At 64.7% G+C, this 21,708-nt stretch carries 22 protein-coding genes; 14 read left to right on the top strand and 8 right to left on the bottom strand.

What is annotated here, in order from left to right:
• Nucleotides 1–11 precede the first annotated feature (11 nt).
• From AB4074_RS04805 to AB4074_RS04795, 3 genes are all read left to right on the top strand, one after another.
• Nucleotides 12–1,355 (top strand): MATE family efflux transporter, encoded by a 1,344-nt coding sequence (locus tag AB4074_RS04805; protein ID WP_441412347.1) that lies wholly within the window; start codon nucleotides 12–14, stop codon nucleotides 1,353–1,355.
• 9 nt (nucleotides 1,356–1,364) lie between these two features.
• On the top strand, nucleotides 1,365–1,919 hold the full coding sequence (locus tag AB4074_RS04800) for a hypothetical protein (protein WP_441412346.1): 555 nt from the start codon (nucleotides 1,365–1,367) through the stop codon (nucleotides 1,917–1,919).
• 67 nt (nucleotides 1,920–1,986) lie between these two features.
• Nucleotides 1,987–2,337, top strand: coding sequence for a hypothetical protein (locus tag AB4074_RS04795; RefSeq protein WP_441412345.1), 351 nt, complete (start codon nucleotides 1,987–1,989; stop codon nucleotides 2,335–2,337).
• A 129-nt stretch (nucleotides 2,338–2,466) separates the two neighbouring features.
• Here the strand turns inward: AB4074_RS04795 and AB4074_RS04790 are convergent, their stop codons facing one another.
• A complete protein-coding gene (locus AB4074_RS04790) occupies nucleotides 2,467–3,015 on the bottom strand; it encodes a CGNR zinc finger domain-containing protein (protein ID WP_441412344.1) in 549 nt (182 codons plus the stop codon).
• Between the two features lie 70 nt (nucleotides 3,016–3,085).
• Here AB4074_RS04790 and AB4074_RS04785 point away from each other — a divergent pair, with 70 nt between their 5' ends.
• Together AB4074_RS04785 and AB4074_RS04780 are read left to right on the top strand one after the other, a co-directional pair.
• Nucleotides 3,086–4,117 carry an EamA family transporter gene (locus AB4074_RS04785; RefSeq protein ID WP_441412343.1) on the top strand — a complete coding sequence of 344 codons (1,032 nt, stop codon included), beginning with the start codon at nucleotides 3,086–3,088 and terminating at the stop codon, nucleotides 4,115–4,117.
• Nucleotides 4,118–4,157: 40 nt separating this feature from the next.
• Nucleotides 4,158–4,430: a DUF2277 domain-containing protein gene (locus tag AB4074_RS04780; protein WP_345448205.1), complete on the top strand. Its 273-nt coding sequence runs from the start codon at nucleotides 4,158–4,160 to the stop codon at nucleotides 4,428–4,430.
• A 139-nt stretch (nucleotides 4,431–4,569) separates the two neighbouring features.
• Here the strand turns inward: AB4074_RS04780 and AB4074_RS04775 are convergent, their stop codons facing one another.
• The 3 genes from AB4074_RS04775 to AB4074_RS04765 form a co-directional block, all read right to left on the bottom strand.
• Nucleotides 4,570–7,131 carry a heavy metal translocating P-type ATPase gene (locus tag AB4074_RS04775; protein ID WP_441412457.1) on the bottom strand — a complete coding sequence of 854 codons (2,562 nt, stop codon included), beginning with the start codon at nucleotides 7,129–7,131 and terminating at the stop codon, nucleotides 4,570–4,572.
• 71 nt (nucleotides 7,132–7,202) lie between these two features.
• Nucleotides 7,203–7,442: a heavy-metal-associated domain-containing protein gene (locus tag AB4074_RS04770; RefSeq protein ID WP_059388821.1), complete on the bottom strand. Its 240-nt coding sequence runs from the start codon at nucleotides 7,440–7,442 to the stop codon at nucleotides 7,203–7,205.
• 49 nt (nucleotides 7,443–7,491) lie between these two features.
• Entirely contained in the window at nucleotides 7,492–7,842 is a 351-nt protein-coding gene (locus AB4074_RS04765; RefSeq protein WP_437771911.1) for a metal-sensitive transcriptional regulator, read from the bottom strand.
• A 215-nt stretch (nucleotides 7,843–8,057) separates the two neighbouring features.
• Between AB4074_RS04765 and AB4074_RS04760 the strand changes: the two genes are divergently transcribed.
• From AB4074_RS04760 to AB4074_RS04735, 6 genes are read left to right on the top strand one after another with little or no spacing between them, the layout of a single operon-like run.
• On the top strand, nucleotides 8,058–9,350 hold the full coding sequence (locus tag AB4074_RS04760) for an extracellular solute-binding protein (RefSeq protein ID WP_441412342.1): 1,293 nt from the start codon (nucleotides 8,058–8,060) through the stop codon (nucleotides 9,348–9,350).
• 43 nt (nucleotides 9,351–9,393) lie between these two features.
• Nucleotides 9,394–10,389 carry a carbohydrate ABC transporter permease gene (locus AB4074_RS04755; RefSeq protein WP_441412341.1) on the top strand — a complete coding sequence of 332 codons (996 nt, stop codon included), beginning with the start codon at nucleotides 9,394–9,396 and terminating at the stop codon, nucleotides 10,387–10,389.
• Nucleotides 10,386–11,294: a carbohydrate ABC transporter permease gene (locus AB4074_RS04750; RefSeq protein ID WP_345448200.1), complete on the top strand. Its 909-nt coding sequence runs from the start codon at nucleotides 10,386–10,388 to the stop codon at nucleotides 11,292–11,294. The genes AB4074_RS04755 and AB4074_RS04750 overlap by 4 nt, the downstream gene beginning before the upstream one ends.
• Nucleotides 11,291–12,904: a beta-N-acetylhexosaminidase gene (locus AB4074_RS04745; RefSeq protein WP_441412340.1), complete on the top strand. Its 1,614-nt coding sequence runs from the start codon at nucleotides 11,291–11,293 to the stop codon at nucleotides 12,902–12,904. The genes AB4074_RS04750 and AB4074_RS04745 overlap by 4 nt, the downstream gene beginning before the upstream one ends.
• Nucleotides 12,905–12,911: 7 nt before the next feature.
• On the top strand, nucleotides 12,912–13,727 hold the full coding sequence (locus AB4074_RS04740) for an IclR family transcriptional regulator (RefSeq protein ID WP_441412339.1): 816 nt from the start codon (nucleotides 12,912–12,914) through the stop codon (nucleotides 13,725–13,727).
• A gap of 8 nt (nucleotides 13,728–13,735) precedes the next feature.
• The gene (locus AB4074_RS04735; protein WP_441412338.1) at nucleotides 13,736–14,185 is read left to right on the top strand and encodes a rhodanese-like domain-containing protein; all 450 of its coding nucleotides are present in this window, start codon (nucleotides 13,736–13,738) and stop codon (nucleotides 14,183–14,185) included.
• A 9-nt stretch (nucleotides 14,186–14,194) separates the two neighbouring features.
• Here the strand turns inward: AB4074_RS04735 and AB4074_RS04730 are convergent, their stop codons facing one another.
• The 4 genes from AB4074_RS04730 to AB4074_RS04715 are packed head-to-tail and all read right to left on the bottom strand — an operon-like array spanning nucleotide 14,195 to nucleotide 17,808.
• Nucleotides 14,195–15,583, bottom strand: a complete 1,389-nt coding sequence (locus AB4074_RS04730; RefSeq protein WP_441412337.1) for a sensor domain-containing phosphodiesterase — start codon at nucleotides 15,581–15,583, stop codon at nucleotides 14,195–14,197.
• A gap of 34 nt (nucleotides 15,584–15,617) precedes the next feature.
• Entirely contained in the window at nucleotides 15,618–16,022 is a 405-nt protein-coding gene (locus AB4074_RS04725) for a RidA family protein (RefSeq protein WP_441412336.1), read from the bottom strand.
• Complete coding sequence (locus AB4074_RS04720; protein ID WP_441412335.1) at nucleotides 16,019–16,780, bottom strand: IclR family transcriptional regulator; 762 nt, start codon at nucleotides 16,778–16,780, stop codon at nucleotides 16,019–16,021. The genes AB4074_RS04725 and AB4074_RS04720 overlap by 4 nt, the downstream gene beginning before the upstream one ends.
• Nucleotides 16,777–17,808: a sugar kinase gene (locus tag AB4074_RS04715; protein WP_441412334.1), complete on the bottom strand. Its 1,032-nt coding sequence runs from the start codon at nucleotides 17,806–17,808 to the stop codon at nucleotides 16,777–16,779. The genes AB4074_RS04720 and AB4074_RS04715 overlap by 4 nt, the downstream gene beginning before the upstream one ends.
• Before the next feature lie 250 nt (nucleotides 17,809–18,058).
• Between AB4074_RS04715 and AB4074_RS04710 the strand changes: the two genes are divergently transcribed.
• The 3 genes from AB4074_RS04710 to AB4074_RS04700 are packed head-to-tail and all read left to right on the top strand — an operon-like array spanning nucleotide 18,059 to nucleotide 21,688.
• On the top strand, nucleotides 18,059–19,393 hold the full coding sequence (locus tag AB4074_RS04710) for an amino acid deaminase (RefSeq protein WP_441412333.1): 1,335 nt from the start codon (nucleotides 18,059–18,061) through the stop codon (nucleotides 19,391–19,393).
• Nucleotides 19,394–19,403: 10 nt separating this feature from the next.
• Entirely contained in the window at nucleotides 19,404–21,056 is a 1,653-nt protein-coding gene (locus AB4074_RS04705; RefSeq protein WP_441412332.1) for an N-acyl-D-amino-acid deacylase family protein, read from the top strand.
• Nucleotides 21,053–21,688, top strand: a complete 636-nt coding sequence (locus AB4074_RS04700) for a bifunctional 4-hydroxy-2-oxoglutarate aldolase/2-dehydro-3-deoxy-phosphogluconate aldolase (protein ID WP_441412331.1) — start codon at nucleotides 21,053–21,055, stop codon at nucleotides 21,686–21,688. Before AB4074_RS04705 ends, AB4074_RS04700 begins: the two co-directional genes overlap by 4 nt.
• The last annotated feature ends 20 nt before the right edge of the window (nucleotides 21,689–21,708 follow it).

Raw genomic sequence — 21,708 nt, 5'->3', positions numbered from 1 at the left:
AGGCTGGGAAAATGCCCCAAACAGTGACCCGTCCCACCACGCCCTCCACTGCCCGCGAGATCCTGCGCCTGGCTGTCCCCGCCTTTGGGGCGCTCATTGCCGAACCCCTCTTCCTCTTGGCTGACTCCGCCATTGTGGGGCACCTTGGCGTCCCTCAATTGGCGGGGGTGGGGCTGGCCTCCACCCTGCTGTACACCGCCGTCGGACTTATGGTGTTTCTGGCATATTCGACAACTCCCGCTGTGGCGCGGGCTATCGGGCACGGAAAGCTCGCCAAGGCGCTGGCCGCAGGGCGCGACGGCGTCTGGCTGGCCTTGCTGCTGGGCACCGTCCTCGCGGTGGCCGGCTTCTTCGCGGCTGAGCCGTTGGTCGGGTTGCTTGGAGCCAGCGGCGAGGTGCGGGCATACGCCGTCGACTATCTGCGCTGGTCCATGCCAGGACTCGTCGCCATGCTTTTGATCTTCGCTGGCACCGGCGTCTTGCGCGGACTGCAGGACACCCGCACGCCGTTGGTGGTCGCAACGGCGGGGTTCGCTATCAACATCGCCCTGAACTGGTTCCTTGTCTATGGCCTGCATTTGTCCGTGGCGGGTTCAGCCATCGGCACCAGCATTGCTCAATGGGCCATGGCCGCCGTCTATTTGGTCATGGTGGGACGGAACGCCCGGCGCCACGGCGTTTCGCTGCGCCCGGACTGGCGTGGAATCCGCACGATGACCACCGTGGGTTCATGGCTCATGCTCCGCACCCTCAGCCTGCGCCTGGCTATCCTGGCAACGGTCCTGATAGTCACCTCCCAAGGCTCCGTGAACCTCGCCGCGCACCAGCTCGCGATGACCATCTTCTCCTTCCTCGCCTTCGCCCTGGACGCCTTGGCGATTGCCGCGCAGGCCCTCATCGGCAAGGAACTCGGAGCCTCCCATGCGGCGAGGGCGCGAGAGCTCACCCGCACCATGATCCGCTGGGGCGTGGGATTCGGCGTGGTGACCGGCGTGCTCCTGGCAGTCGCCGCTCCGTGGGCCGGCCTTCTCTTTACCTCCGACGCCGGCGTTCAGTCCGCGCTCACAGCGGCACTGTGGGTACTCGCCGTCGGGCAGCCGCTTGCGGGTTACGTCTTCGTCCTGGACGGCGTCCTGATCGGCGCGGGCGATGCCCGCTACCTGGCGATTGCCGGCGTCGTGAACCTCGGGGTCTATCTGCCGCTTTTGGTGGCAGTCCACGTGACCAGGCCCGACGGCGCGGCGGGGCTCGTGTGGCTCTGGGTAGCGTTCGCGCTGGGCTACATGCTGGCCCGCGGAGTCACTCTGGGGCTGCGGGCCCGCTCTGACAAATGGATGGTCCTCGGTTCGCACTAAACTGGAGTGGTGACTCTCCCCGCCTCTTCAGCGACTTCATCCACGCCCACAGCAGCCGCGCTCTGGAAGCCCGTACTTCTCCGCGCCGGTGCTGCGCTGGTGTTTGGAGCCGTGACCGTCTTCTGGGGCTCGCCATCCGTTTACGTTCTGGCCTGGGCTACCGGGCTCTACCTGCTCGCAACCGCGGGTGCCGCGTTCCTTGCTGCGAGTGTTCCCGCGGCCGCGGCCGCCGTCGTTGGCCTGGCCGGGGTGGGTGCCTTGATTACGCAGTCCGATACAGGAGTCGGCGTTTCCGCGCTCGTAGGATTGCTGGTGCTCGGGGCGATTGAGCTGGTCAAGGGATTCCGGCAGCGCGGACAGCACGTGCTTGCCCGCGACTGGATCATTTCCGGTGTGGTGGGCATCGGCACCGCCGTTGCACTGCCGTTCTTCATCAGCCTTGGAGCGCACGCGCTCCTCGGTGTTGCCGGCGGCGGCGCCATCGTCTCGGGAGTCTTGTGGGTGCTGTCCGGGCTGAGCCTGCGGCACGATGGGCGAACCCCCTCCGCCGAGGCCGTAAACTAGTAGTCGTACGTTCTACCCTGCGTAGAACTCTCAAGGCGCGCACGGCGCCAGCACCCACATTGGAGGAATGACCTTGGCTGACCAGAAACCAGGAGAGCCGCGCAAGATGCGGACCTCGGTTAAGGGACCGCTGATGTTCTCCGCGTTTTGGGGTGTCTTGGTCTTTTTCGCCGTGCTGATCTTCGCGTCCGGCGGCAGCGCCCGCACTCCGCGCTTTGACCTCGCCTTCACCGGTGCCGGCATCGCCTTCATTGTGAGCCTCGTCCTCGCTGCGATGCTTTCCATGAGCCACAAGGAAAACGCCGAACACCTCGGCAAGGGCTCGGGAGTCAACCTGAGTTCCAGGAAACCGGGCCAGAGTCACGGTTCAGCGGCCCCCCATGCGGGCAGCGAAACGGAAACGCCCGACGCCGACTAGGTCGTCTTAGTCTCTTAGCCCGTCACGCCACGCAACTTTTTACCGGCTTGTCACCGCAGCAACCCCGGAAACTCGCGGCAGGCCGCCGTCGTGCGCCCTGAAAAGTTGCACGGCGTGACGCCCGCCCGCTTACTCCGTACCTGAGGCCTTCCGGGCCCGGTAGGCGGCGACGTGCGTCCGATTGGCGCAGTTGCCTGTATCGCAATAGAGCTTGGAGCGGTTGCGGCTCAGGTCCAGCACGACGGCGTCGCAATCGTCCGCCGCGCACACCCGCAGGCGATCCATTTCCTTGCTGCGGATGACGTCCACGAGTGCCATGGCGGCTTCCGTGCCCATGCGTTCCGCGAGGGGCGCTTCAGGGGTGGTGGCGTGCAAGTGCCAATCCCAATGATCGTGCTTGACCAATTGGGGGAGTGCGCGTGCGTCGGTGAGGAGCTGGTTGACATCCTTTGCGGCCGCATCTTCATCGGCCGCCCACAGGGAAGCCAATTGGCTTCGCAGTCGCTTCACACTGACTAATTCGGCCTCGCTCCCTTCCCTGGTCCCAGTGAATTCTTCCGCGTCGAGGAAGGCGTGGAGCTCGGCGACACTTGTCAGGGATTCGGTGCCGTTGGCGGCCGAATTGATCAAATTGACCACACTTCGAAGCGCCACTTCAGTGTCAGGTGCAAAAAGCACTTTGACTCCTTACATCTCTCGGTAGTAGTGTCAGCAGCGTAACCCATTTTACTCCTGACAGGAGGCTGCTGTGTCAGCTGCAACAAACCGGGCTGGTGCTGCGGGCTTCATGGCGTCGGGCCTGGGGCTCGCGCTCTTTTCCTCAGCGGTCTTCGGCTTGTCCGGCTCGTTTGCCAAGTCCCTCCTGGAAACCGGGTGGACCCCTGGCGCGGCAGTTGCCATCCGATTGAGCGGTGCTGCACTCATCTTGGTGATCCCGGCCGTCGTCGCGCTCCGCGGCCGTTGGCACCAGCTCAAGGACAACTGGCTCACCATCCTGTTGTTCGGTGTGATTGGCGTTGCGGGGTGCCAGCTTTTCTACTTCAATGCGGTGTCCAGGCTGTCCGTGGGGGTCGCCCTCCTGCTCGAATACCTCGCGCCAACCATGATCGTCCTGTGGCTGTGGGCCTCGAGCCGACGCCGACCCCGGGCCCTCACCGCCATCGGTACGCTGCTTTCCCTCGGCGGACTCGTCCTGGTGCTCGATCTCACCGGCGCCGTGAAGGTGGACTTCGTCGGCGTGCTGTGGGGCATGGCCGCGGCCGTCTGCCTGGTCATCTACTTCTTCATCACAGCCAAGCAGAACGACACGCTGCCGCCCATCGTGCTTGCCTCCGGCGGTCTTATGGCAGGCTCAATCCTTATCTGGATTGCCGGCGGGACCGGTTTGGTATCCATGACTTTCGCCACCGCGGATACGCACCTCGGGCCGTGGACCACGCCGTGGTGGGTCTCGATCGCCGGCCTCGTCATCCTCTCCACCGTGCTGTCCTACGTCACGGGGATCATGGCAGCACGAAGCCTTGGGTCCAAGGTGGCATCCTTTGTCTCGCTCACGGAAGTGTTGTTCGCCGTGGTGTGGGCCTGGCTGTTGCTGGCCGAATTGCCCGGAGCCATCCAGCTCGTGGGCGGGGCACTCATCGTGTGCGGAGTGGTCTTGGTGCGGATCGACGAGCTGCGCGCGGACAAGCGTGACGCCGTGGAGCCCGGCGAAGACCACGCCTCGCTGGAGCTTGACCATCCGAACGACGTCGAGCCGGTTCCTTCCGAGAGGGTCCTCTAAAACCGAGCCTTGATGGGGGACCTGGGCCTAGCATGTTGATATGTGCCGGAACATCCACACCCTCCACAATTTCGAGCCACGAGCCACCTCCGCGGAGGTGGAAGCCGCAGCCCTGCAATACGTGCGCAAGATCAGCGGCACCACCAAGCCGTCGAAGGCCAACGAGGAGGCCTTCTCCGAGGCTGTCCACGAGATCGCGCATATCACCCAGCATCTGCTCGATTCCCTCGTGACCCATGCGCCAGCGCGCAACCGCGACGAGGAAGCGGCCAAAGCCAGGGCCCGCGCGGCCGTGCGTTTCGGAACGGCCTAGCCTCCTCAAACTGTCCCCACCGCCACCCTCGCCTCGCAAGCTCGGCTAGGGAACCCTGGCGGCGTGGGCCCAGGCAGTTGTTGCCGTTCTCACGCCGGATAACGACAACAACTGCGAGTTAGTTGGGTGGCGGCGGGGACTACTTTGCGAACGAGCGCAACCGCAGCGAATTTGCGACCACCAGGACCGAGCTCGCCGCCATGGCCGCGCCGGCGATCATCGGGTTGAGCAAACCAAGGGCTGCCACCGGGATACCGATGGCGTTGTAGAAGAATGCCCAGAACAGGTTTGTCTTGATGGTGGAGAGCGTCTTCCGGGACAGCTCGATGGCTTGCACCAACTGCCCGAGGTCGCTGCCCATCACGGTCAGATCCGAGGCCTCGATGGCGACATCCGTGCCCGATCCCATGGCTATGCCAAGGTCGGCTTGCGCCAGCGCTGCGGCGTCGTTGACTCCGTCCCCGGCCATGGCCACAGTGGACCCCTGGGACTGAAGCTTCCGCACCGCGTCCACTTTGCCTTCCGGCAGGACCCCCGCGAATACATCTTCCGGGGCGATCCCGACGGCGGTGGCCACTTGGGCGGCAACGGCGGCGTTGTCTCCTGTCAGCAGCAGAGGGCGAATCCCGAGTTCCTTGAGCTTCGAGATGGCTGCAGCCGAACCGGGTTTGACGGTGTCACTTAGCGTGACTATTCCAGCGGGCCTCCCGTCCACGGCAACCCAGATTGCGGTAGCGCCGCCGGCTTCCTCAGTGGCCAGTGCCTTGCGCTGTGCGTCGTCAGGGAAAATGCCGTTATCTTCCAGCCAGCCGGTCCTGCCGGCCACGACCGTTCGCTCGGCTCTGTTTCCGGCTCCGTTCAGCGCAACCATCCCCCGGACTCCGCCGCCCGGGGCGGAACTGAAGTCCTTCACAGCGGGGAGCGGGCCGGCGTCGGGCATTGCGGACTTGGCGGCAGCGGCGATGGCGTGGGCGATGGGGTGCTCCGACGCTGCCTCGACGGCGCCGGCGAGAGACAGGACGTCGGCGGGGGAGTGGCCGTTCAAGGCCAGGGTGTGTCCAACGGCCAGCTTGCCGCTCGTGACGGTACCCGTCTTGTCCAAAAGGATGGCGTCCACCGTGCGCGTATCTTCCAGCACCTGTGGACCCTTGATGAGGATGCCGAGTTGCGCGCCCCGGCCGGTCCCGGTCAGGAGGCCAACGGGAGTCGCGAGCCCAAGCGCACACGGGCAGGCAATCACGAGCACCGCCACGGCAGCCGTGAACGAGGCATTGAGGTCCCCGCTCAGGGCGAGCCAGACTACGAAAGTAACCACGGCGATGACCAGTACGACCGGCACGAAGACGGCGCTGATACGATCGGCGAGCCGTGCGATCGGGGCTTTGCCCGTCTGCGCCTGGCTGACCAACCGCCCCATTTGCGCCAGCGTCGTCTCGGAACCGACGCGCGTCGCGCGGACCAGCAAACGGCCCGAAGTGTTGATGGTGGCGCCCGTGACCTGGCTCCCCGGTCCGACCTCCACGGGCACGGATTCACCGGTGACCAACGAGGAATCCACGGCAGATGAACCGCTCGTCACCAGGCCGTCAGTGGCGATCTTCTCTCCCGGGCGGACCACGAAGATGTCCCCCACCACGAGTTGCTCGGCCGGGATCTTGTGCTCGACGCCGTCGCGCAGCACAGTTGCGTCCTTGGCTCCCAGATTCAGCAGGGCCTTGAGGGCATCGCCGGCCTTCGCTTTGGCATTGGCCTCGAGGAAGCGGCCCAGAAGCAGGAATGTGGTGACCACGGCCGCAACTTCGAAGTACAGCCCGCCGCCCATGCCTCCCGTGGACTCCATGCCGGGGTGCTCAGTCATCACGGGGTTGGCAAAGAGCTGCCACGCAGAGTAGAGGTATGCGGCCAGGACGCCGATGGATACGAGTGTGTCCATGGTCGAGGCGAAGTGGCGCGCGTTGATGGCGGCGGCCCGGTGGAAGGGCCAGGCAGCCCACGTCACCACGGGAAGGGCCAGTAACGCGGCGACCCAACCCCACTGCGGGAACTGAAGGGCCGGAATCATCGAGATGGCGAAGACCGGGACGGTCAGTATGGCAGCGGCGACCAGTCTCGGCCTTAGCTGGCGGGACGCTGGGCCGTGGTGCATGTGGTCGCCTTGCGCGCCGTGCTCAGTCCGCTCGCTCCGGGACACATGCTCTGCGTGCTCGGTCGTTCCGCCCCACCGGCCCCCTAACCTCGCAAGCTCGGCCAGGGAACCCTGCCGGCGTGGGCCCACCTTAGACGCACGCTGCCGCATGCCCCCCGCGTCGCCACTGTGGTCATGGAGCCACTCGTTGTGGTCGCTATCGCTGTGGTCATGTTCCGTTGCGCCGTCATCACCCGCACTGCCTTCGGTGCTGGACTCGATCGCGGGGCCGGTATGCGGCAGCGCGCGTCTAAGCGACGAAGGAGCGAGCGCGCCGAGCATATCGGTTTCGCGCTCGTGGGCGCGCTCGTGGGCCTGGGATGTAGGGCTGGGCCTCGATTCGCGGATCCAGGCTTTGTAACCCATTGCGTTCACTGTGTCCACGATTTGTTGGTCCGTGACGTTGTCCGGAACTGTTACCTGTGCCGATTCGAGGGGGAGATTGACGGAAGCCTCCACGCCGTCGAGCTTGCCCAGTTTCCGTTCCACGCGCGCTACGCACGATGCGCAGGTCATGCCCTCGATGTCGAGTTCGATGATGCGGGTGCCCGTTTGATGCAGGATGTCGTGATTGCTCACATTGGCCCCTAGGCCTCGTTGGCGACTACCAGGTAGCCGGCTTCGGCGACGGCTTCGCCGATTTCGGACGGGGACAGTTCCTGGGTGGAGGTGATGGTGACGGTGGAGATTCCGCCGGCATTCAGATCGATTTCGACATTCTCCACACCTGCCAAGGACTCGATTTCCTCGCTGACGGCTGAAACGCAGTGCCCGCAGGTCATGCCGGAAACGCTGACGTTCGTCTGGATGGTGGCGGTGTGGCCCATGGCGTGCTCCTTGGTGGTGAGTTGAATGGTGTGGTGAATGTTTGAGGCGTTACCGCAACAGGCGCCCGATGGCATCGGCTGCCTCCTTGACCTTGATGTCGATTTGCTCTGCGCGCACGACGGGATCGGACTCGGAGGCGGCTCCGACGACGCAGTGCCCGATGTGTTCCTCCACGAGCCCGAGGCTCACGGCATGCAGGGCTTTAGTGACTGCAGAGACTTGAGTGAGGATGTCGATGCAGTATTTGTCCTCTTCCACCATGCGCGCGATACCGCGTACTTGGCCCTCGATCCGCTTGAGGCGCCGCAAGTACGCGTCCTTGTTGGAAGAGTAGCCGTGTTGGCCAATGTTCAAGTCAACCGGGTTCAAATCTGTGGGGTCCACGTCGATCGTGCTCATGCCGTAAAGATATACCCCCTAGGGGTATAGAATCAAGTACCCCCAGGGGGTATCACCCATCTGGTGAGAGATCGTCTGTTTACAAATTCTGGTTTTGCAATGCAAACCTTTTGCCACTTGTGCTTCCGCTCACAGAAGTATGTTTGTAAAGTTTCCTTCCATACCCGCAGCGGGGGACCGCCGGGCACCGAACCCTTTTCTCCATGGAGGATCCATTGAAAATCGCACGCACTGCGGCTGCCTTTGCCCTCGCCGCCCTCGCGCTGACGGCCTGCGCCCCGCCCACGTCGAACAATGCCGCGTCATCTTCGGATGAGAAGTCAGGCACTATCCGCGTGTGGCTCTTCTCGGAAGTCAACCAGGACCCCAAATCTGCGGTAGTCAAGGCCGCGGTTTCCGATTTCGAATCCAGTCATAGCGGCGTCAAGGTCGACGTCCAGTACATTCCAGTAGACAGCCGGGCGGAACGGTTCAAGGCCGCGTTCAACGACCCCTCGAGTGCTCCCGACGTCGCCGAGTTCGGCAACACAGACCTTGCCAGCTACGTTGCATCCGGCGGATTGTCCGACATGACTGCAGACATCAAGGCCTGGGGCGAGTCCAAGGACCTGGACAGCAAGATCCTTGCCACCACGGACGTCGGAGCCAAGAACTACGGCGTGCCGTGGTACGTCGGCGTGCGGGCCCTCTACTACCGCACCGATCTGCTGCAGAAGCTCGGACTGGGGGCTCCCAAGACGCTCGCCGACGTCGAAACCGTGGCCCGCGCCGTCCGCGCAGCCAACCCGGACATGCTCGGCATTTCGATTGGTGGAGCCGCGCAGTTCTCGGCTATGCCCTACCTCTGGGCCAACGGCGGCAACATTGCCACGAAGAAGGGTGACACCTTTGTCTCCGGTTTGGATTCCGCCGAATCCCGGGACGGTATCTCCGCTTATGCCCGGCTACTCAAGAACGACATCTGCCCGCCCCAGACCTGCGCCGAATTCGGCGGAAACGCCAGCGTCCAGCAATTCATCGCCGGAAAGTCGGCCATGACCATCGGTGGCGACTTCAACTACAAGGCCGTCGCGGCCAGCGCCGTCAAGGACAAGTTCGCGGTGGTTCCGGTTCCGGGCAATACGGCCGGTTCGATCGCCCCCGCATTTGCCGGCGGCAACAACCTGGGCGTCTTCAACAGCAGCAAGCACCACACCCTGGCAGCTGAGTTCGTCGAGCTGCTCGCGGGCAAGAAGTACCAGCAGAAAATGTTCGACGCCATGGGCAACTTGCCGACATTCGGCGACGTCCAGAAGTCTGTTGCGGCGTCCAATCCGCAGCTCGAGCCCTTCATCAAGACCCTCGCCGCCGGCACCAACTTTGTCCCCGTGACGGAAACCTGGTCCACGATCGACGCCCAGGGCATCTTCACCGGCATGTACCAGAAGATCGTCACAGGCAAGGCTGACGTCAATACGGCTACTGCGGACGCGGCAGCAGCCATGAACAAGGTGTTCGGATCCAAATGACAGGGTTCGTGACACACGTTGGATCCGTGCCAGGCGGTGCGGCATGACGGCGCTTGCGTCCGCGAAGGCGGACGCAAGCGGAACGCGGAACCGCAAGCAGGACCGCAAGCCGACGACGGCGGGGACGTCCCGCCGTCGTGCGTTAGGCAAGCGCGGCCTGGAACCTGGGCTCTACCTGGCTCCAGCTTTCATTGTCCTGATCGCGCTGCTGGGATACCCGATCTTCCAGCTCATCAACGTCTCTTTGTATGACTACCGCCAGGCCCAAGTCAGCGGCAAGGCGCCATTGCAGTTCACGGGCCTGGAGAACTACCAGAAACTGTTCGCCGATCCGGAGTTCTGGTCCGTCCTGGGCAACACCGTGCTGTTCGCGGGGGCCTGCGTGGTTTTGACGCTGCTCGTGGGAACGTCGCTTGCAGTGCTGGCCACGCGGCTCCGGCCCTGGGTCCGGACCGCATTGTTCGTAGTCTCCCTGGGCGCTTGGGCCACGCCGGCCGTCACCGGCAGCGCCGTGTGGTTGTTCCTCTTCGACCCCACCCTGGGCCTGGTCAACAAGGCTCTTGTCTCCGTGGGCCTCACGCAGTTCAGCGGCTACTCCTGGACCTACGACAAATGGTCCGCCTTCGGGCTCGTAGGCAGCGAAGTGGTGTGGTGTTCGTTCCCGTTCGTGCTCGTGACGGTCTACGCCGGCATCCAGGCGATCTCCACCGAAGTGATTGAGGCGGCGCGTCTCGATGGTGCATCCATGCCCCGGATCGCGCGCAGCATCATGCTTCCGATGCTGCGGCCCATCGTGATGGTGGTGACTATCCAGTCCATCATCTGGAATTTCAAGATCTTCTCGCAGATTTACATCATGACCAACGGCGGCGGTATTGCCGGGCAGAACCTCGTGCTGAATGTCTACGGCTACCAGCAGGCCTTCGCGGCCAGCCTGTACGGCCTCGGCTCGGCCCTCGGTGTCATCATGACCGCGTTGCTGATGATCATCACTCTGATCTACCTCCGCATCCTCAAGAGAACGGGAGAAGTCCTGTGACCGCCGTCGACGTTCCACTCCGCAAGAACCGGCCCGCGCCGGACGCGCCGCAAAAGTTCCGCAAGGGCGGACGGCGCCGGTTCGGCGCCGATGCGGCGGGACTCGCCATCGCGCTTCTCGTCGCGTTCCCCCTGTTCTGGATGGTCCTTTCGGCCCTCAAGCCGAAGACAGCGCTCGATGCCGGAGATGCGGCGCCGTTCACGCTGGAACCGTCCTTCGATTCCTTCATGCGGGTCCTGTCGGTCAACAACTTCGGCAGGTACTTCCTGAACAGCGTGATCGTGGCGCTCGTCGTCGTTATCGTCTCCACCGTGCTGGCGTTCTTGGCCTCCGTGGCACTGACCCGCTACCAGTTCAAGATGCGCACCAAGTTGCTGATCGTAGTGCTTGTGTCCCAGATGGTGCCCGTCGAAGCGCTCACGATTCCCCTGTTCTTCCTGCTCCGCAATGCCGGGGAGGCAGTACCGCTCGTGGGTCTGAATCAACTCGGTTCCCTGGTTCTGGTCCATGTGGGCTTCAGTATCCCGTTCGCGATCTGGATGCTTCGTGGCTTCGTGGCAGCGGTCCCGGTGGAGATCGAAGAGGCAGCGCGCATAGACGGGGCAAGTGGTTTCCGATTTGTCCGCTCGATCCTCTTCCCGCTCGTGGCGCCCGGAGTGGTGGCGTGCTCCGTGTTTTCGTTCATCTCCACGTGGAACGACTTCCTCTTCGCCAAGACATTCATCATTTCCGCCCAGGAGAACCAGACCCTGCCCATGGCATTGTTGACCTTCTTCAAGCCCGACCAGAACGATTGGGGTGCCATCATGGCCGGTTCCGTGATCATGACCATTCCGGTGCTGATCTTCTTCATAGCCGTGCAGCGAAAACTCGTATCCGGGCTGGCCGGGGCGGTGAAGGGATGAGCGCCGCGCATTTGCTGGTTCCCGTGCCGTGCTCGGTGGAATCGCACGGAGGTTTCCTGGAACTGGACCCAGCCACCACCTTGGCCGCCGATCCGGAGCTCAACAGCGCGCGCCGCTGGCTCGCCCGGACCCTCAGCGCGGCCACCGGCTGGGACCTGTCCCTGGACACGGTAGCCGATGCGGGCATCAGCCTGCGGCTTGACCAGGAGCTCGACGCCGAGGGGTACCGCCTGCACGTGGGCACCGCCGTCGTGATTCATGCGGGCGGTCCGGCCGGAGCCTTCTATGCTGCCCAGACCCTCCTACAGCTGATGGGACCCGCCGCGCTGAGGCAAGCGCCCGTTCCGGAAACGGATGGCACATGGCCGGTTCCCAAGGTATCCATCCAGGACCAGCCGCGTTTCGGGTACCGCGGGGCCATGCTGGACGTGGCCCGGCACTTCATGCCCAAGGACAACCTGCTGCGGTTCATCGAGGTGATGGCCATGCACAAGCTCAACGTCCTCCACCTCCACCTCACGGACGACCAAGGCTGGCGGATCCAGATCAACCGCTACCCGAAACTCACCGAGACCGCGGCGTGGCGGCGGGAGTCGTCGCTTGGTTCCTGGCGGGCAGGGGTTTTCGACGGGCTTCCGCACGGCGGTTTCTACAGTCAGGACGATCTCCGCGAAGTGGTCGCGTTCGCTGCCGAGCGGCACATCACCGTCATCCCGGAGATCGATGTTCCGGGACACAGCCAGGCCGCCATCGCCGCCTACCCGGAACTGGGTGCGGGCGCGGATACAGAGGTCTGGACCCGCTGGGGAATCAACGAGATCGTTCTGGAAGTCTCGGAAACCTCTTTGGAGTTCTACCGCAAGGTTCTCGATGAAGTCGTGGAGATCTTCCCCGCCCGCTGGATCAGCTTGGGCGGTGACGAAGTTCCGCTCACCCAGTGGCAATCCAGCGCCCAGGCACAGGCCAAAGCCGCCGAACTCGGATTGCCGGACGTTTCGGGATTGCACAGCTGGTTTGTGGGGCAGTTGGCGAAGCACCTTGACGGGCACGGGCGAGCGACTTCCGTGTGGGACGAAATCGGCGACGGCGAGCTGCCGGATGGAGCGTTGGTGGCTTCCTGGCGGGGCTATGAAGGCGGACTAAGCGCGCTCAGAAGCGGTTATGACGTGGTCATGTGCCCCGAGCACAAGCTGTACCTGGACCACCGCCAGGCCGACGGCGACGACGAACCCGTGCCCGTCGGTTTTATCACCAGCCTGCGGGATGTCTACGGCTTCGAACCGCTGCCCGCGGGTGCGGGTGAGGCGTTCCCGGGCACGCTCCTCGGCGCGCAGGCCAACATCTGGACGGAACACCTGGATTCCCCGCGACGGGTCCACTTCGCCGCGTTTCCGCGGCTGAGCGCCGTGGCGGAGGTGCTCTGGTCCCAGGCGGAGAACCGGGACTACGATGGTTTCCTGGCCAGGCTCGAAGGCGCGCATCTGGAGCGCCTGGAGGCCATGGGAGTGGAATACCGGCCGCTGTCGGGACCGCATCCCTGGCAGTTGAGGCCTGGCGTGGTTGGCTGGAAACGCGATTACGACGCCGAGCAGCGCATCGCCGCTGGATAGGACACACGTGGGTACTGAAGGCACGGAGGCCCGGAACTCCTCGGCTTCGTTGCGTAAGGCGCTGGCTTTGCTGGCGGTGGTTGCGGAGCATCCGGTGAGCGCGGACGGACTCGCCTTGGTGGAGTTGACCAAGCTCTCCGGGCTCAACAAGAGCACGGTCCTAAGGCTGGCCGCGCCCTTGTTGGACGAAAACCTGCTGGAACGCGACGCCGAGAGCGGCCGCTTCCGGCTGGGCCATGGTTGCCTGCGTTTGGGACAGTCATATTTGGACCGGCTCGATTTGCGCAGCGTCGCCAACGCCGAGCTCAGACTGCTGATGAGGGCCACGGAAAGTACGTGCCACCTGGTTGTCCTGTCCGGCCATGATGTGGTCTACCTCGACAAAGTGGAAGACGAGGCTACAGTTCGTATGGCATCGCGCGTCGGGGCGACCATGCCGGCGTACTGCACCGCAGTCGGCAAAGCCATGTTGGCGTTCAGCCCGGAAGAAGTGGTGGCGCCGATCCTGGCCGGTGAGCTGGCGCCGATCACCGACAGGACGATCACGGACCCGGAGCAGTTGCGGGCTGAATTCGCCGCAATCCGTCGCCGAGGCTATGCGATCGACGACCGCGAAAACGAACCCGAGGTCCGGTGCGTCGCCGCCCCGATCTTCGGTCACGACGATCACGTGGTTGCCGCCCTCAGCGTCTCCTCCTTGTCGTCCCGCATGACCGCCAAGCGCGTCCGCGAAGTAGGTCCCATGGCCGCCGAAACCAGCCTACGCATCTCGGCAAAGCTGGGATCCCGGCGTGCCAACGCCAAACTTGCGAAGCTGGCCTAGGAGGGCAGATGGAAAAGCCAATGAACGACGCCGGCGCTGGAGTTGGGGCGGACGGTGCGGCAGGCGCCTACTTCCGCGCGAAGTTGCACTTCGAGATCGACGTCATGGACGTTGCGGATGCGGCTGCCGGCAGTTTCGTGCTCGTGGATACTCGCAGGCAGTCGTCGTGGGACCACGGACATATCCCCGGCGCAATGCACCTTCCGACCGCGGAGATACCCGCGCGGGCGGCCGCACTGATCCCTGCTGGGAGCTCAGTAGTGGTCTATTCGTGGGGACCGGGCTGCAACGGAAGCACCTTCGCGGCCCTGGCATTCGCCGAGCTCGGGTACCCGGTGCGCGAAATGATCGGCGGCATCGAGTATTGGGCGCGAAACGGGCTCCCGGTGGAGACAACTGAGGGAGTTGGCGCGCGGCAGCCGGATGGGCTGGTCACGGCGCATCAGCCGGAGGGTTAGCGGCCATCGCTACCCCCATCCCGCCCAGTCCTCCGGCCTGAGTGAGGGGCGGCCGAGCAGGTAGCCCTGGGCTGCAGTCATGCCGAGCTTGGTGACCGCTGCGAGCTCGGCCTCGGTCTCGATCCCTTCGGCTACCAGGGCGGCTCCGATTTCGGAGGAAAAACCGACCATCGCAGCTCCCAGGGCCCGCTGTGCCGGATCTGTGTCGATGCCGGCGATGATCTCGCGATCGAGTTTGATGAGGTCTGGCTTGAGTTGCAGGATGTGGCGCATGGAGGCAAAGCCGGCGCCGGCGTCGTCGACAGCTATTCTGAGTCCGGCGCGCCGCAGCGGTGCCAGAACTTCGGCGAGCGGTTCGTAGTTGGCGACCTCGTGGCGTTCGGTGACCTCAAGCACGATGCGTCGTGGTGGGATGGCCGACTCCACAATCGCGGCTGCCAAGCGGGAGTCAAGGCACGCGCGGGGTGAGAGGTTTGCCGCGATGTACAGTCCCGCTGGAAGCCCGGCGGCAGTGGTCAGTGCGGTCCGGAGCGCAAGGATTTCAAGCTCGATATCCAGGCCGACCGAGGCAGCTTCCATGAAACGCACCTCCGGGGACAACTCTTGGGATCCGCTGAACCTTGTCAAGGATTCCACTCCAACGACGTTGCCCGTTTCCAGGCACAGGATTGGTTGGAATGCTGTGATGAGCGAACCGTCAGTGAGCAGTCCCTGGATGCGGGCGCTGACTTCCGCATGCGAGCGTGCTGTCCCGGGATTCAAAACACGGCAGGTGCCTTCGAAACCGCGGTCCCTGCCCTCCCTGTCGCGCATTGGCCTTCCCGCAACGTCGATCAAGACGCGGCTGCCGTCCCGGTGGCGGCACACGGTGACCACCCGTGACCACGAGGAGTCACCGCTTTCCCGGGCTTTCCAGTCCACCCGTGCGTCTGCCAGGTCTCCGGGGTCGATGACGCGGGTGATGTGCCTTCCCAGCAGTTCGGAAGGTTCGTACCCTGTGATGTCCTTGCAGGCCGGGCTGCAGAACGTAAATCGCCCATCGGGCCCCGTGGCCCACAGCCAGTCCAGGCTTGTATGCAGCACGGTGTCCATCAAGCGGGATGTACGGAACGCCTGGCTTCGTTCCCGCTGCTGCTGCCGCATGAGGCGCCACGCCGCCAGCACCACCAGGGGCACGATCAGCAGCGCCAGGAGAGCAGGGAATCCGGTTGGTCCATCGATGCCGACCCACTGCGGAAGCCCGAAAGCCAACGGCAGGCGGATGGACAAGGCGACCGCAGCCTCGATGAATATGACAACCAGCAGCCACCATCCGGTAAAAGCCGACGCCAGCCGGTTTGCTTGGCGTCGCTCTCGGGAAGACGCCCTCTTAAGCCTGGGAACGCGCATGAAGGGCATCACCCAATAGTGCCATCAAGCCGGGCTCTGGGGATTACGCCGTAACCGCCAGCGCGTCGATTTCCACGAGCATGACTTCGTGCGGGAGGTCGACGAACACCGTGGTGCGGCTGGGCAGTTGGCCGCTGGGGACATTCTCGGTGATGAATTCGCCGTAAACCTCGTTCATGGCGGCGAAGTCGTCGCGCGTAGTGAGGTAGACGCGGAACATGATGACGTCTTCCACAGAGGAACCGCCGGCTTCGAGGATCGCCTTCACGTTTTCCAGTGTGCGGCGGGTCTGGGCGCGGACGTCGCCTTCGCCGATGTACTGGTTGGTGGCGGGATCCATGGGGCCTTGGCCGGACACCTGGAACAGGCCACCCTTCCGGACGCCCTGGGAGAATACGTGCGCCGGGGCCGGAGCATTTTCGGTCAGTACTACAGTCTTTTCACTCATGCCGAGTTCCTTTCGTGGCTGATCCAGCCGAGGTCGCGGGAGATGGCCTCGGTGCTGGCTTTGAGGTCGGGCAGCAGCTCAAGCAGTCCTTCATAGCTGAGCATCACCACCGGTACCGAACAAGAGGCTGCGGCCACGACTGCGCCGCTCGCGTCGCGAATGGGGGTCGCGATGCAGTGCACGAAGGATTCGTGCTCGGCGTTGTCGTGGGCCCAGCCCTGGGCCCTGACCTGCTCCAGTTCGGCCAACAAGGCCTGCGGTGAGGTCAGGGTGGTGTCGGTAATTCTTGTGTAATCGAGTCCCGCCGCGATCTTTTCCTGCCGGCTGCGCGGCATGTCGGCGAGCAGGACCTTTGCGACGGCGGCCGAATGCAGTGACGCTGTCAGGCCGATCCGGGAGTACATCCGCACGGGATGGTGCGATTCGAATTTGTCGATGTACACCACGTCATTTCCCTCGAACGCGGCAAGGTGCACGGTGTGCCCGGTCTTTCCGTTCAGTTCGGCCAAGTACGGGTGCGCCACTTTGCGGATGTCGCGCTGTTCCAGCGCGAGCGAGGACAGCTCGAACAGCTTGGAGCCAAGCATGAATCGCTGGTCCTCATCGCGGACAACGAAGCGTTTTTCCTCCATGGCGTGCAGGAGGCGCATGACGGTGGTCTTGTGCACTGAAGCCTTGGAGGCAAGCTCATCCAAGGTGGCCGGTTTGGAAGCAAGCTCGGCAAGCAGGTCGATGGCCCGCATCAGGCTTTGGCTCATGGTGCTGTGCTCCGATCTTGAGGGCTTCGGATCTGGCTGCTGAAGTGCCCCCCGCCAACGTGGATCGCAGCCCATTCGGCGTCTGTGGAATCGAGGATGGCCGAAAGCAGGGCGGAGTCGGGAAGGGGGCCGCGATCGCCATGCACGGTGAGGGTGCAGGCTGCAGCGACGTGGCCGCGGCGGAGGCTGGCCTTCTGTTCGAGGCCGAACAGCACGCCGCTCAGGTACCCGGCCGCGAAGGAATCGCCCGCGCCCACCGGCTCAAGCACGTCCACGGACAAGGCGGACACTTCGGACCGCGTGCCGTCCCGTTCCAGGGCGATGGCACTGATGGCTTCGTTCTTGATGACGACGACGGCGGGATCCGGCATGAGGAGCCGGAGTTCAGTTTCTTCGGTGGTGCCGAAGGCGTGCTCGGCTTCGTCCTTGCCCACCAGTACGATGTCGGCGAGATTGGCCAGGCGGCGCAGCGCGGAACGGTCCTGCCCGGCCCAGAGCGCGGCGCGCCAATTGACGTCGAAGCTGATGAGGCGGCCGTGCCTCGGTGCGGCGAGGATGGCTTCCGTCAGTTCAAGGCATTCCGCCGAGAGCGCCGCTGTGATGCCGCTCAGGTGGATGAGCGAGGCTTCCTCCAATAAGCGCTCGACGGCGGGATTCGCCAGGGTGGCCAGGCTCATCGCTGATGCGGCGGAACCCTGCCGGTAGTACAAAACTGAACTGCCGCCGTCGGGATCCGTTTCCTGGGCGGGGACCTTGACGTAAAGCCCCGTGGGCCGTCCGGGATCGACCTCGACGCCGGAAATCCCTACTCCGTGGCTGCTGAGCTCCTCCAGGATCCGGGTGCCGAATCCATCCCGGCCAACCCGGCCTACCCAGTGGGAGTCCAGGCCCATGGCAGCCAGGCCCATGGCTACGTTCGATTCCGCGCCGCCGATTCCACAATGCAGCTCCGTGGCTTGGTGTAGCGGGACGGGCTTCACCGGGGTGAGCATGGCCATCGTCTCACCCACACATACAGCTGAAAGCATGAAACTCCCGCGCTCCCTCTGCCGCTTCCAGCGGCACTCGACACCCCCATGAAGAAGGGATTTCCGTGGCCTGATCAGGGGGTGCCGGGCCATGCCGCGGCCTTGACTCCCAATCCTGCACCATGTTAGACATATCATCAACAGCTTTGCAACCTGCGTTGCAAAATACGCAACGCAAAGGAATTTGCGGGCAGAATTCGCACAGTGAATCGCGCACAGTGAAATTGCGCACAGTGAAGGGATCGAACTGGTGAACACTTCCACGTCCGGCGCCGGAGCCGACGCCGGGGCAATTGCAGCGGACACCGTGGCACGCCTGGCGGATGTCCGGCTCGACTGGCGGCACAAGGCCGTGCCCGCCACAGCAAGCGGCACCAGCCACCGTGAGTTCCTCTCAACAGCCCCGAAGCTCGCCGACCTCCAGACGCCGTTGCTGACCCTTGATGCCGGGGCGCTCCGCTGCAACGCCGATCGCTTGGCCTCATGGTGTGCGGAGCACGGCGTTTTGCTTGCCCCGCACGGAAAGACCACCATGGCGCCACAGCTCTGGGCGGAACAGCTGAGCCGCGGCGCTTGGGGGATCACTGTGGCGAACTTCGCCCAGCTCCGCGTGGCCCGTGAATTCGGTGTGCGGCGCCTGCAACTGGCCAACAGCCTGACCGATCCGCACGCGATCGAGTGGGTCGCCGCGACCGCGAACCCGGATCAGCCGATCCTTTCCTGGGTCGACTCCACTGTCACTGTGGATGTCATTGGCCGCACCTTGGAGACCATTGGAAGCAGCGCCGTCCTTGATGTCCTTGTTGAGCTTGGCGGAATCGGTGGCCGGACCGGAGCGCGAGGCGTGGAGGCTGCACTCGACGTCGCCCGCGCCATCTCTGCCTCCCCGCACCTGCGGCTGGTGGGGGTGAGCGGCTACGAGGGATCGTTGGCCCACACGGCCGACGCCGACAGTATTGCCGCCGTCCGCGGCTACTTGGGCCAGATGGGTGAGCTGCATCAGCGGCTCCTCGGGGACGGTCTCTACGGATCCGAGGCCGTCATCCTCACCGCAGGCGGCAGCGCCTACTTCGACGACGTCGTCGACGTCCTTTCGCCGTGCGTCACCGCTGGCTCCGGGGTGGGCCCACGCGTGGAAGTCATGATCCGCAGCGGGGCCTACATCATCCACGACGACGGATTCTACCGCGGCATCTCGCCGTTTTCCCGCGACGGCGGCCAGCCATTCAAGGCAGGCATGCACGGCTGGGCGCGCGTCGTGTCCCAGCCCGAACCCGGCCTTGCCATCCTCGACGCCGGCAAACGCGACTTGCCCGTTGACGAAGGTCTGCCACGTCCGCAGCTGATCGGGCCCGCACTCGGCGGTCCCATGGTGCCCCTCGTCGGTGCCGAGATCACTGCCGTCAACGACCAGCACTCCTTCATGACGTTCGACGCCGGCGCCGCCACCGTGCGGCCCGGCGCCGTCGTGCGCCTGGGACTTTCGCATCCGTGCACAGCCTTCGACAAGTGGACGCTCATCCCCGTGCTCGCGGATACCGACGGTGACCAAACCGTCGTCGACCTCATCCATACCTTCTTCTAGGACGCACGCCATGAAGACCCTCATCAGCAACGCCGTCCTGGTGGACGGAACCGGGGCGGACCGCCGTCCCGCGGACGTCCTGCTGGACGGCGAGGTGATCGCCGTCGTCGCCGACGCCGGATCCCTCACCGCGAACGGAACCGGTGCCGAGCGGACTGTCGACGCGACGGGACTCGTCCTAAGCCCCGGCTTCATCGACATGCACGCCCATTCGGACCTGCAATTGCTGGTCAACAAGGACCACTACGCCAAGCTCAGCCAAGGCGTCACCACCGAACTTCTGGGCCAGGACGGGCTGTCCTACGCTCCGGTGGACGATGCCACCCTTAGCGGGGTCCGGGAGAAGATCGCCGGTTGGAACGACAACCCGCAGGATTTCGACTGGAATTGGCGAACCGTGGGCGAGTACCTGGACCGCCTCGACGCGTCCGAAAACGGCAAGAGGATCGCTACCAACGCAGCCTACCTCGTCCCGCAGGGAACCGTCCGGGCCCTCGTGATGGGCTTCGCCGAAGGGGACCCGACACCTGAGCAGCAGGAGCGGATGCAGCACATCGTTCGCACCGCCATGGAGGAGGGCGCCGTGGGCATGTCCTCCGGGCTGACCTACACCCCCGGCATGTACGCCCGGACCGAGGAACTTGCAGGACTTTGCCGGACCGTGGGGGAGCTGGGTGGTTTCTACGCTCCGCACCACCGCTCCTACGGGAAGGGCGCGCTCGGAGCCTACGCGGAGATGATCGGGCTGAGCCGGGACACTGGCTGCGCGCTGCACCTTTCCCACGCCACCATGAACTTCGCCGAGAACAAGGGCCGGGCGGGCGAGCTCCTTGAGCTCATCGATGCAGCGCTCGACGACGGCGCCGACATCACGCTCGACACTTACCCCTACCTCCCCGGCGCCACCACGCTCGCGGCGATCTTGCCCAGCTGGTCGTCCTCGGGCGGTACCGAGGCCACGCTCGCGCGGTTGGCCGACCCGGCGATGCTGGCGAGAATCCGCGAAAGTGTGGAGATCTACGGCTCCGACGGCTGCCACGGAGTGGTTGCCGAGTGGCACACCCTGGAGATCAGCGGCGTCCAGAACCCGGCGCTCGCCGGCCTTGTGGGCAAGACCATCGCCGCAATCGCTGCTGAAACCAACGCAGAGCCGTTCACCGTGTTCGCTCAGATCCTCCAGGAGGACCGCCTGGGCACCGGGATCCTGCAGCACGTCGGCCACGAGGAAAACGTCCAGGCCATCATGGTCCACCGCACGCACACCGGCGGCAGCGACGGCCTCCTGGTCGGAGCCAAACCCCACCCGCGCGCCTGGGGAACATTCCCCCGCTACTTGGGCCACTACAGCCGCGACTTGGGCTTGCTGACCCTGGAAGAAATGGTCCACCACTTGAGCGGCCGTCCCGCCGAGCGGCTCAGGCTTGACCGCCGCGGGCTTGTCCGCGAAGGCTACGCGGCCGACGTCGTCCTCTTCGACCCGCGCACCGTCCGTGACGAAGCCACCTTTGAAAACCCCCGCCAGCCAGCCACTGGCATCCGTTACGTGTTCGTCAACGGGACGGCAGCGATCGACGGCGGGAAGCCCGCCGGCGCCCGAGCCGGACGTGCCCTGCGCCGCGGCCCGGACGGACGCACCCGAGCAGGAAGTACCGAAATCGCATGACTCCTGAAGAATTTGTCGAACAGCTTGAAGCCGACCGCACCCTCGCCGTCGTCCGGGCGCCGTTTATCCCCGACGCCGCCGAGCTCTGCCGCGCGCTGGCCGACGGCGGCATCCGCAGCGTCGAACTGACGTTCACCACGCCGGAGGTGCTAAAGCATGTGCGGCGAGCGGCGGAAACCGCAGCGCAGCACGGCGCCGCCGTCGGGATCGGTACCGTGATGACGGCCGATCAGGCAAAGGCAGCCATCGACGCTGGTGCCCGGTTCCTGGTGACGCCCGGTCTCCGCCCTGAGGTTGCGGCGGTGGCTGCGGCCGCCGGTGTCCCCTTCAGTTTGGGGGCCATGACACCTACCGAGGTGGCGCAGGCGCTTGACCTCGGTTCCGCCGCAGTCAAGATCTTCCCGGCCAGGCAGCTCGGTCCCGCGTACCTCAAGGATCTCCAGGGTCCCTACCCCGGTATCCGCCTTCTGCCCTCCGGCGGGATCGACGCGTCAAACGCCAAGAGCTATCTCGACGCCGGCGCCGCAGCGGTCTGCTGTGGAACCAGTGTGGTCCCTCCCGCCGCCGTGGCTGCAGGCGACTGGGCAGACATCTCGGCCAGGGCCACCGCCTTCACCGCCACCCTCGCGTAGGAATCCCCAGAAAGTAACCC

Origin of the sequence: Arthrobacter sp. 2MCAF14 (assembly GCF_052115645.1) — a bacterium.
Taxonomy (GTDB): Bacteria; Actinomycetota; Actinomycetes; order Actinomycetales; family Micrococcaceae; genus Arthrobacter.
This window is presented reverse-complemented; position numbering and strand designations above follow the sequence as displayed.

Excerpts from the sequence above, each read along its gene's own strand:
- AB4074_RS04795 (WP_441412345.1), top strand. The coding sequence starts at position 1,987 with ATGACCTTGGCTGACCAGAAACCAGGAGAGCCGCGCAAGATGCGGACC.
- AB4074_RS04720 (WP_441412335.1), bottom strand. The coding sequence starts at position 16,780 with ATGAGCCAAAGCCTGATGCGGGCCATCGACCTGCTTGCCGAGCTTGCT.
- AB4074_RS04780 (WP_345448205.1), top strand. The coding sequence starts at position 4,158 with ATGTGCCGGAACATCCACACCCTCCACAATTTCGAGCCACGAGCCACC.
- AB4074_RS04770 (WP_059388821.1), bottom strand. The coding sequence starts at position 7,442 with ATGGGCCACACCGCCACCATCCAGACGAACGTCAGCGTTTCCGGCATG.
- AB4074_RS04715 (WP_441412334.1), bottom strand. The coding sequence starts at position 17,808 with ATGCTTTCAGCTGTATGTGTGGGTGAGACGATGGCCATGCTCACCCCG.
- AB4074_RS04805 (WP_441412347.1), top strand. The coding sequence starts at position 12 with ATGCCCCAAACAGTGACCCGTCCCACCACGCCCTCCACTGCCCGCGAG.
- AB4074_RS04700 (WP_441412331.1), top strand. The coding sequence starts at position 21,053 with ATGACTCCTGAAGAATTTGTCGAACAGCTTGAAGCCGACCGCACCCTC.
- AB4074_RS04765 (WP_437771911.1), bottom strand. The coding sequence starts at position 7,842 with ATGAGCACGATCGACGTGGACCCCACAGATTTGAACCCGGTTGACTTG.
- AB4074_RS04705 (WP_441412332.1), top strand. The coding sequence starts at position 19,404 with ATGAAGACCCTCATCAGCAACGCCGTCCTGGTGGACGGAACCGGGGCG.
- AB4074_RS04735 (WP_441412338.1), top strand. The coding sequence starts at position 13,736 with ATGGAAAAGCCAATGAACGACGCCGGCGCTGGAGTTGGGGCGGACGGT.
- AB4074_RS04775 (WP_441412457.1), bottom strand. The coding sequence starts at position 7,131 with ATGACCTGCGCATCGTGCGTAGCGCGCGTGGAACGGAAACTGGGCAAG.
- AB4074_RS04725 (WP_441412336.1), bottom strand. The coding sequence starts at position 16,022 with ATGAGTGAAAAGACTGTAGTACTGACCGAAAATGCTCCGGCCCCGGCG.
- AB4074_RS04745 (WP_441412340.1), top strand. The coding sequence starts at position 11,291 with ATGAGCGCCGCGCATTTGCTGGTTCCCGTGCCGTGCTCGGTGGAATCG.
- AB4074_RS04755 (WP_441412341.1), top strand. The coding sequence starts at position 9,394 with ATGACGGCGCTTGCGTCCGCGAAGGCGGACGCAAGCGGAACGCGGAAC.
- AB4074_RS04730 (WP_441412337.1), bottom strand. The coding sequence starts at position 15,583 with ATGCCCTTCATGCGCGTTCCCAGGCTTAAGAGGGCGTCTTCCCGAGAG.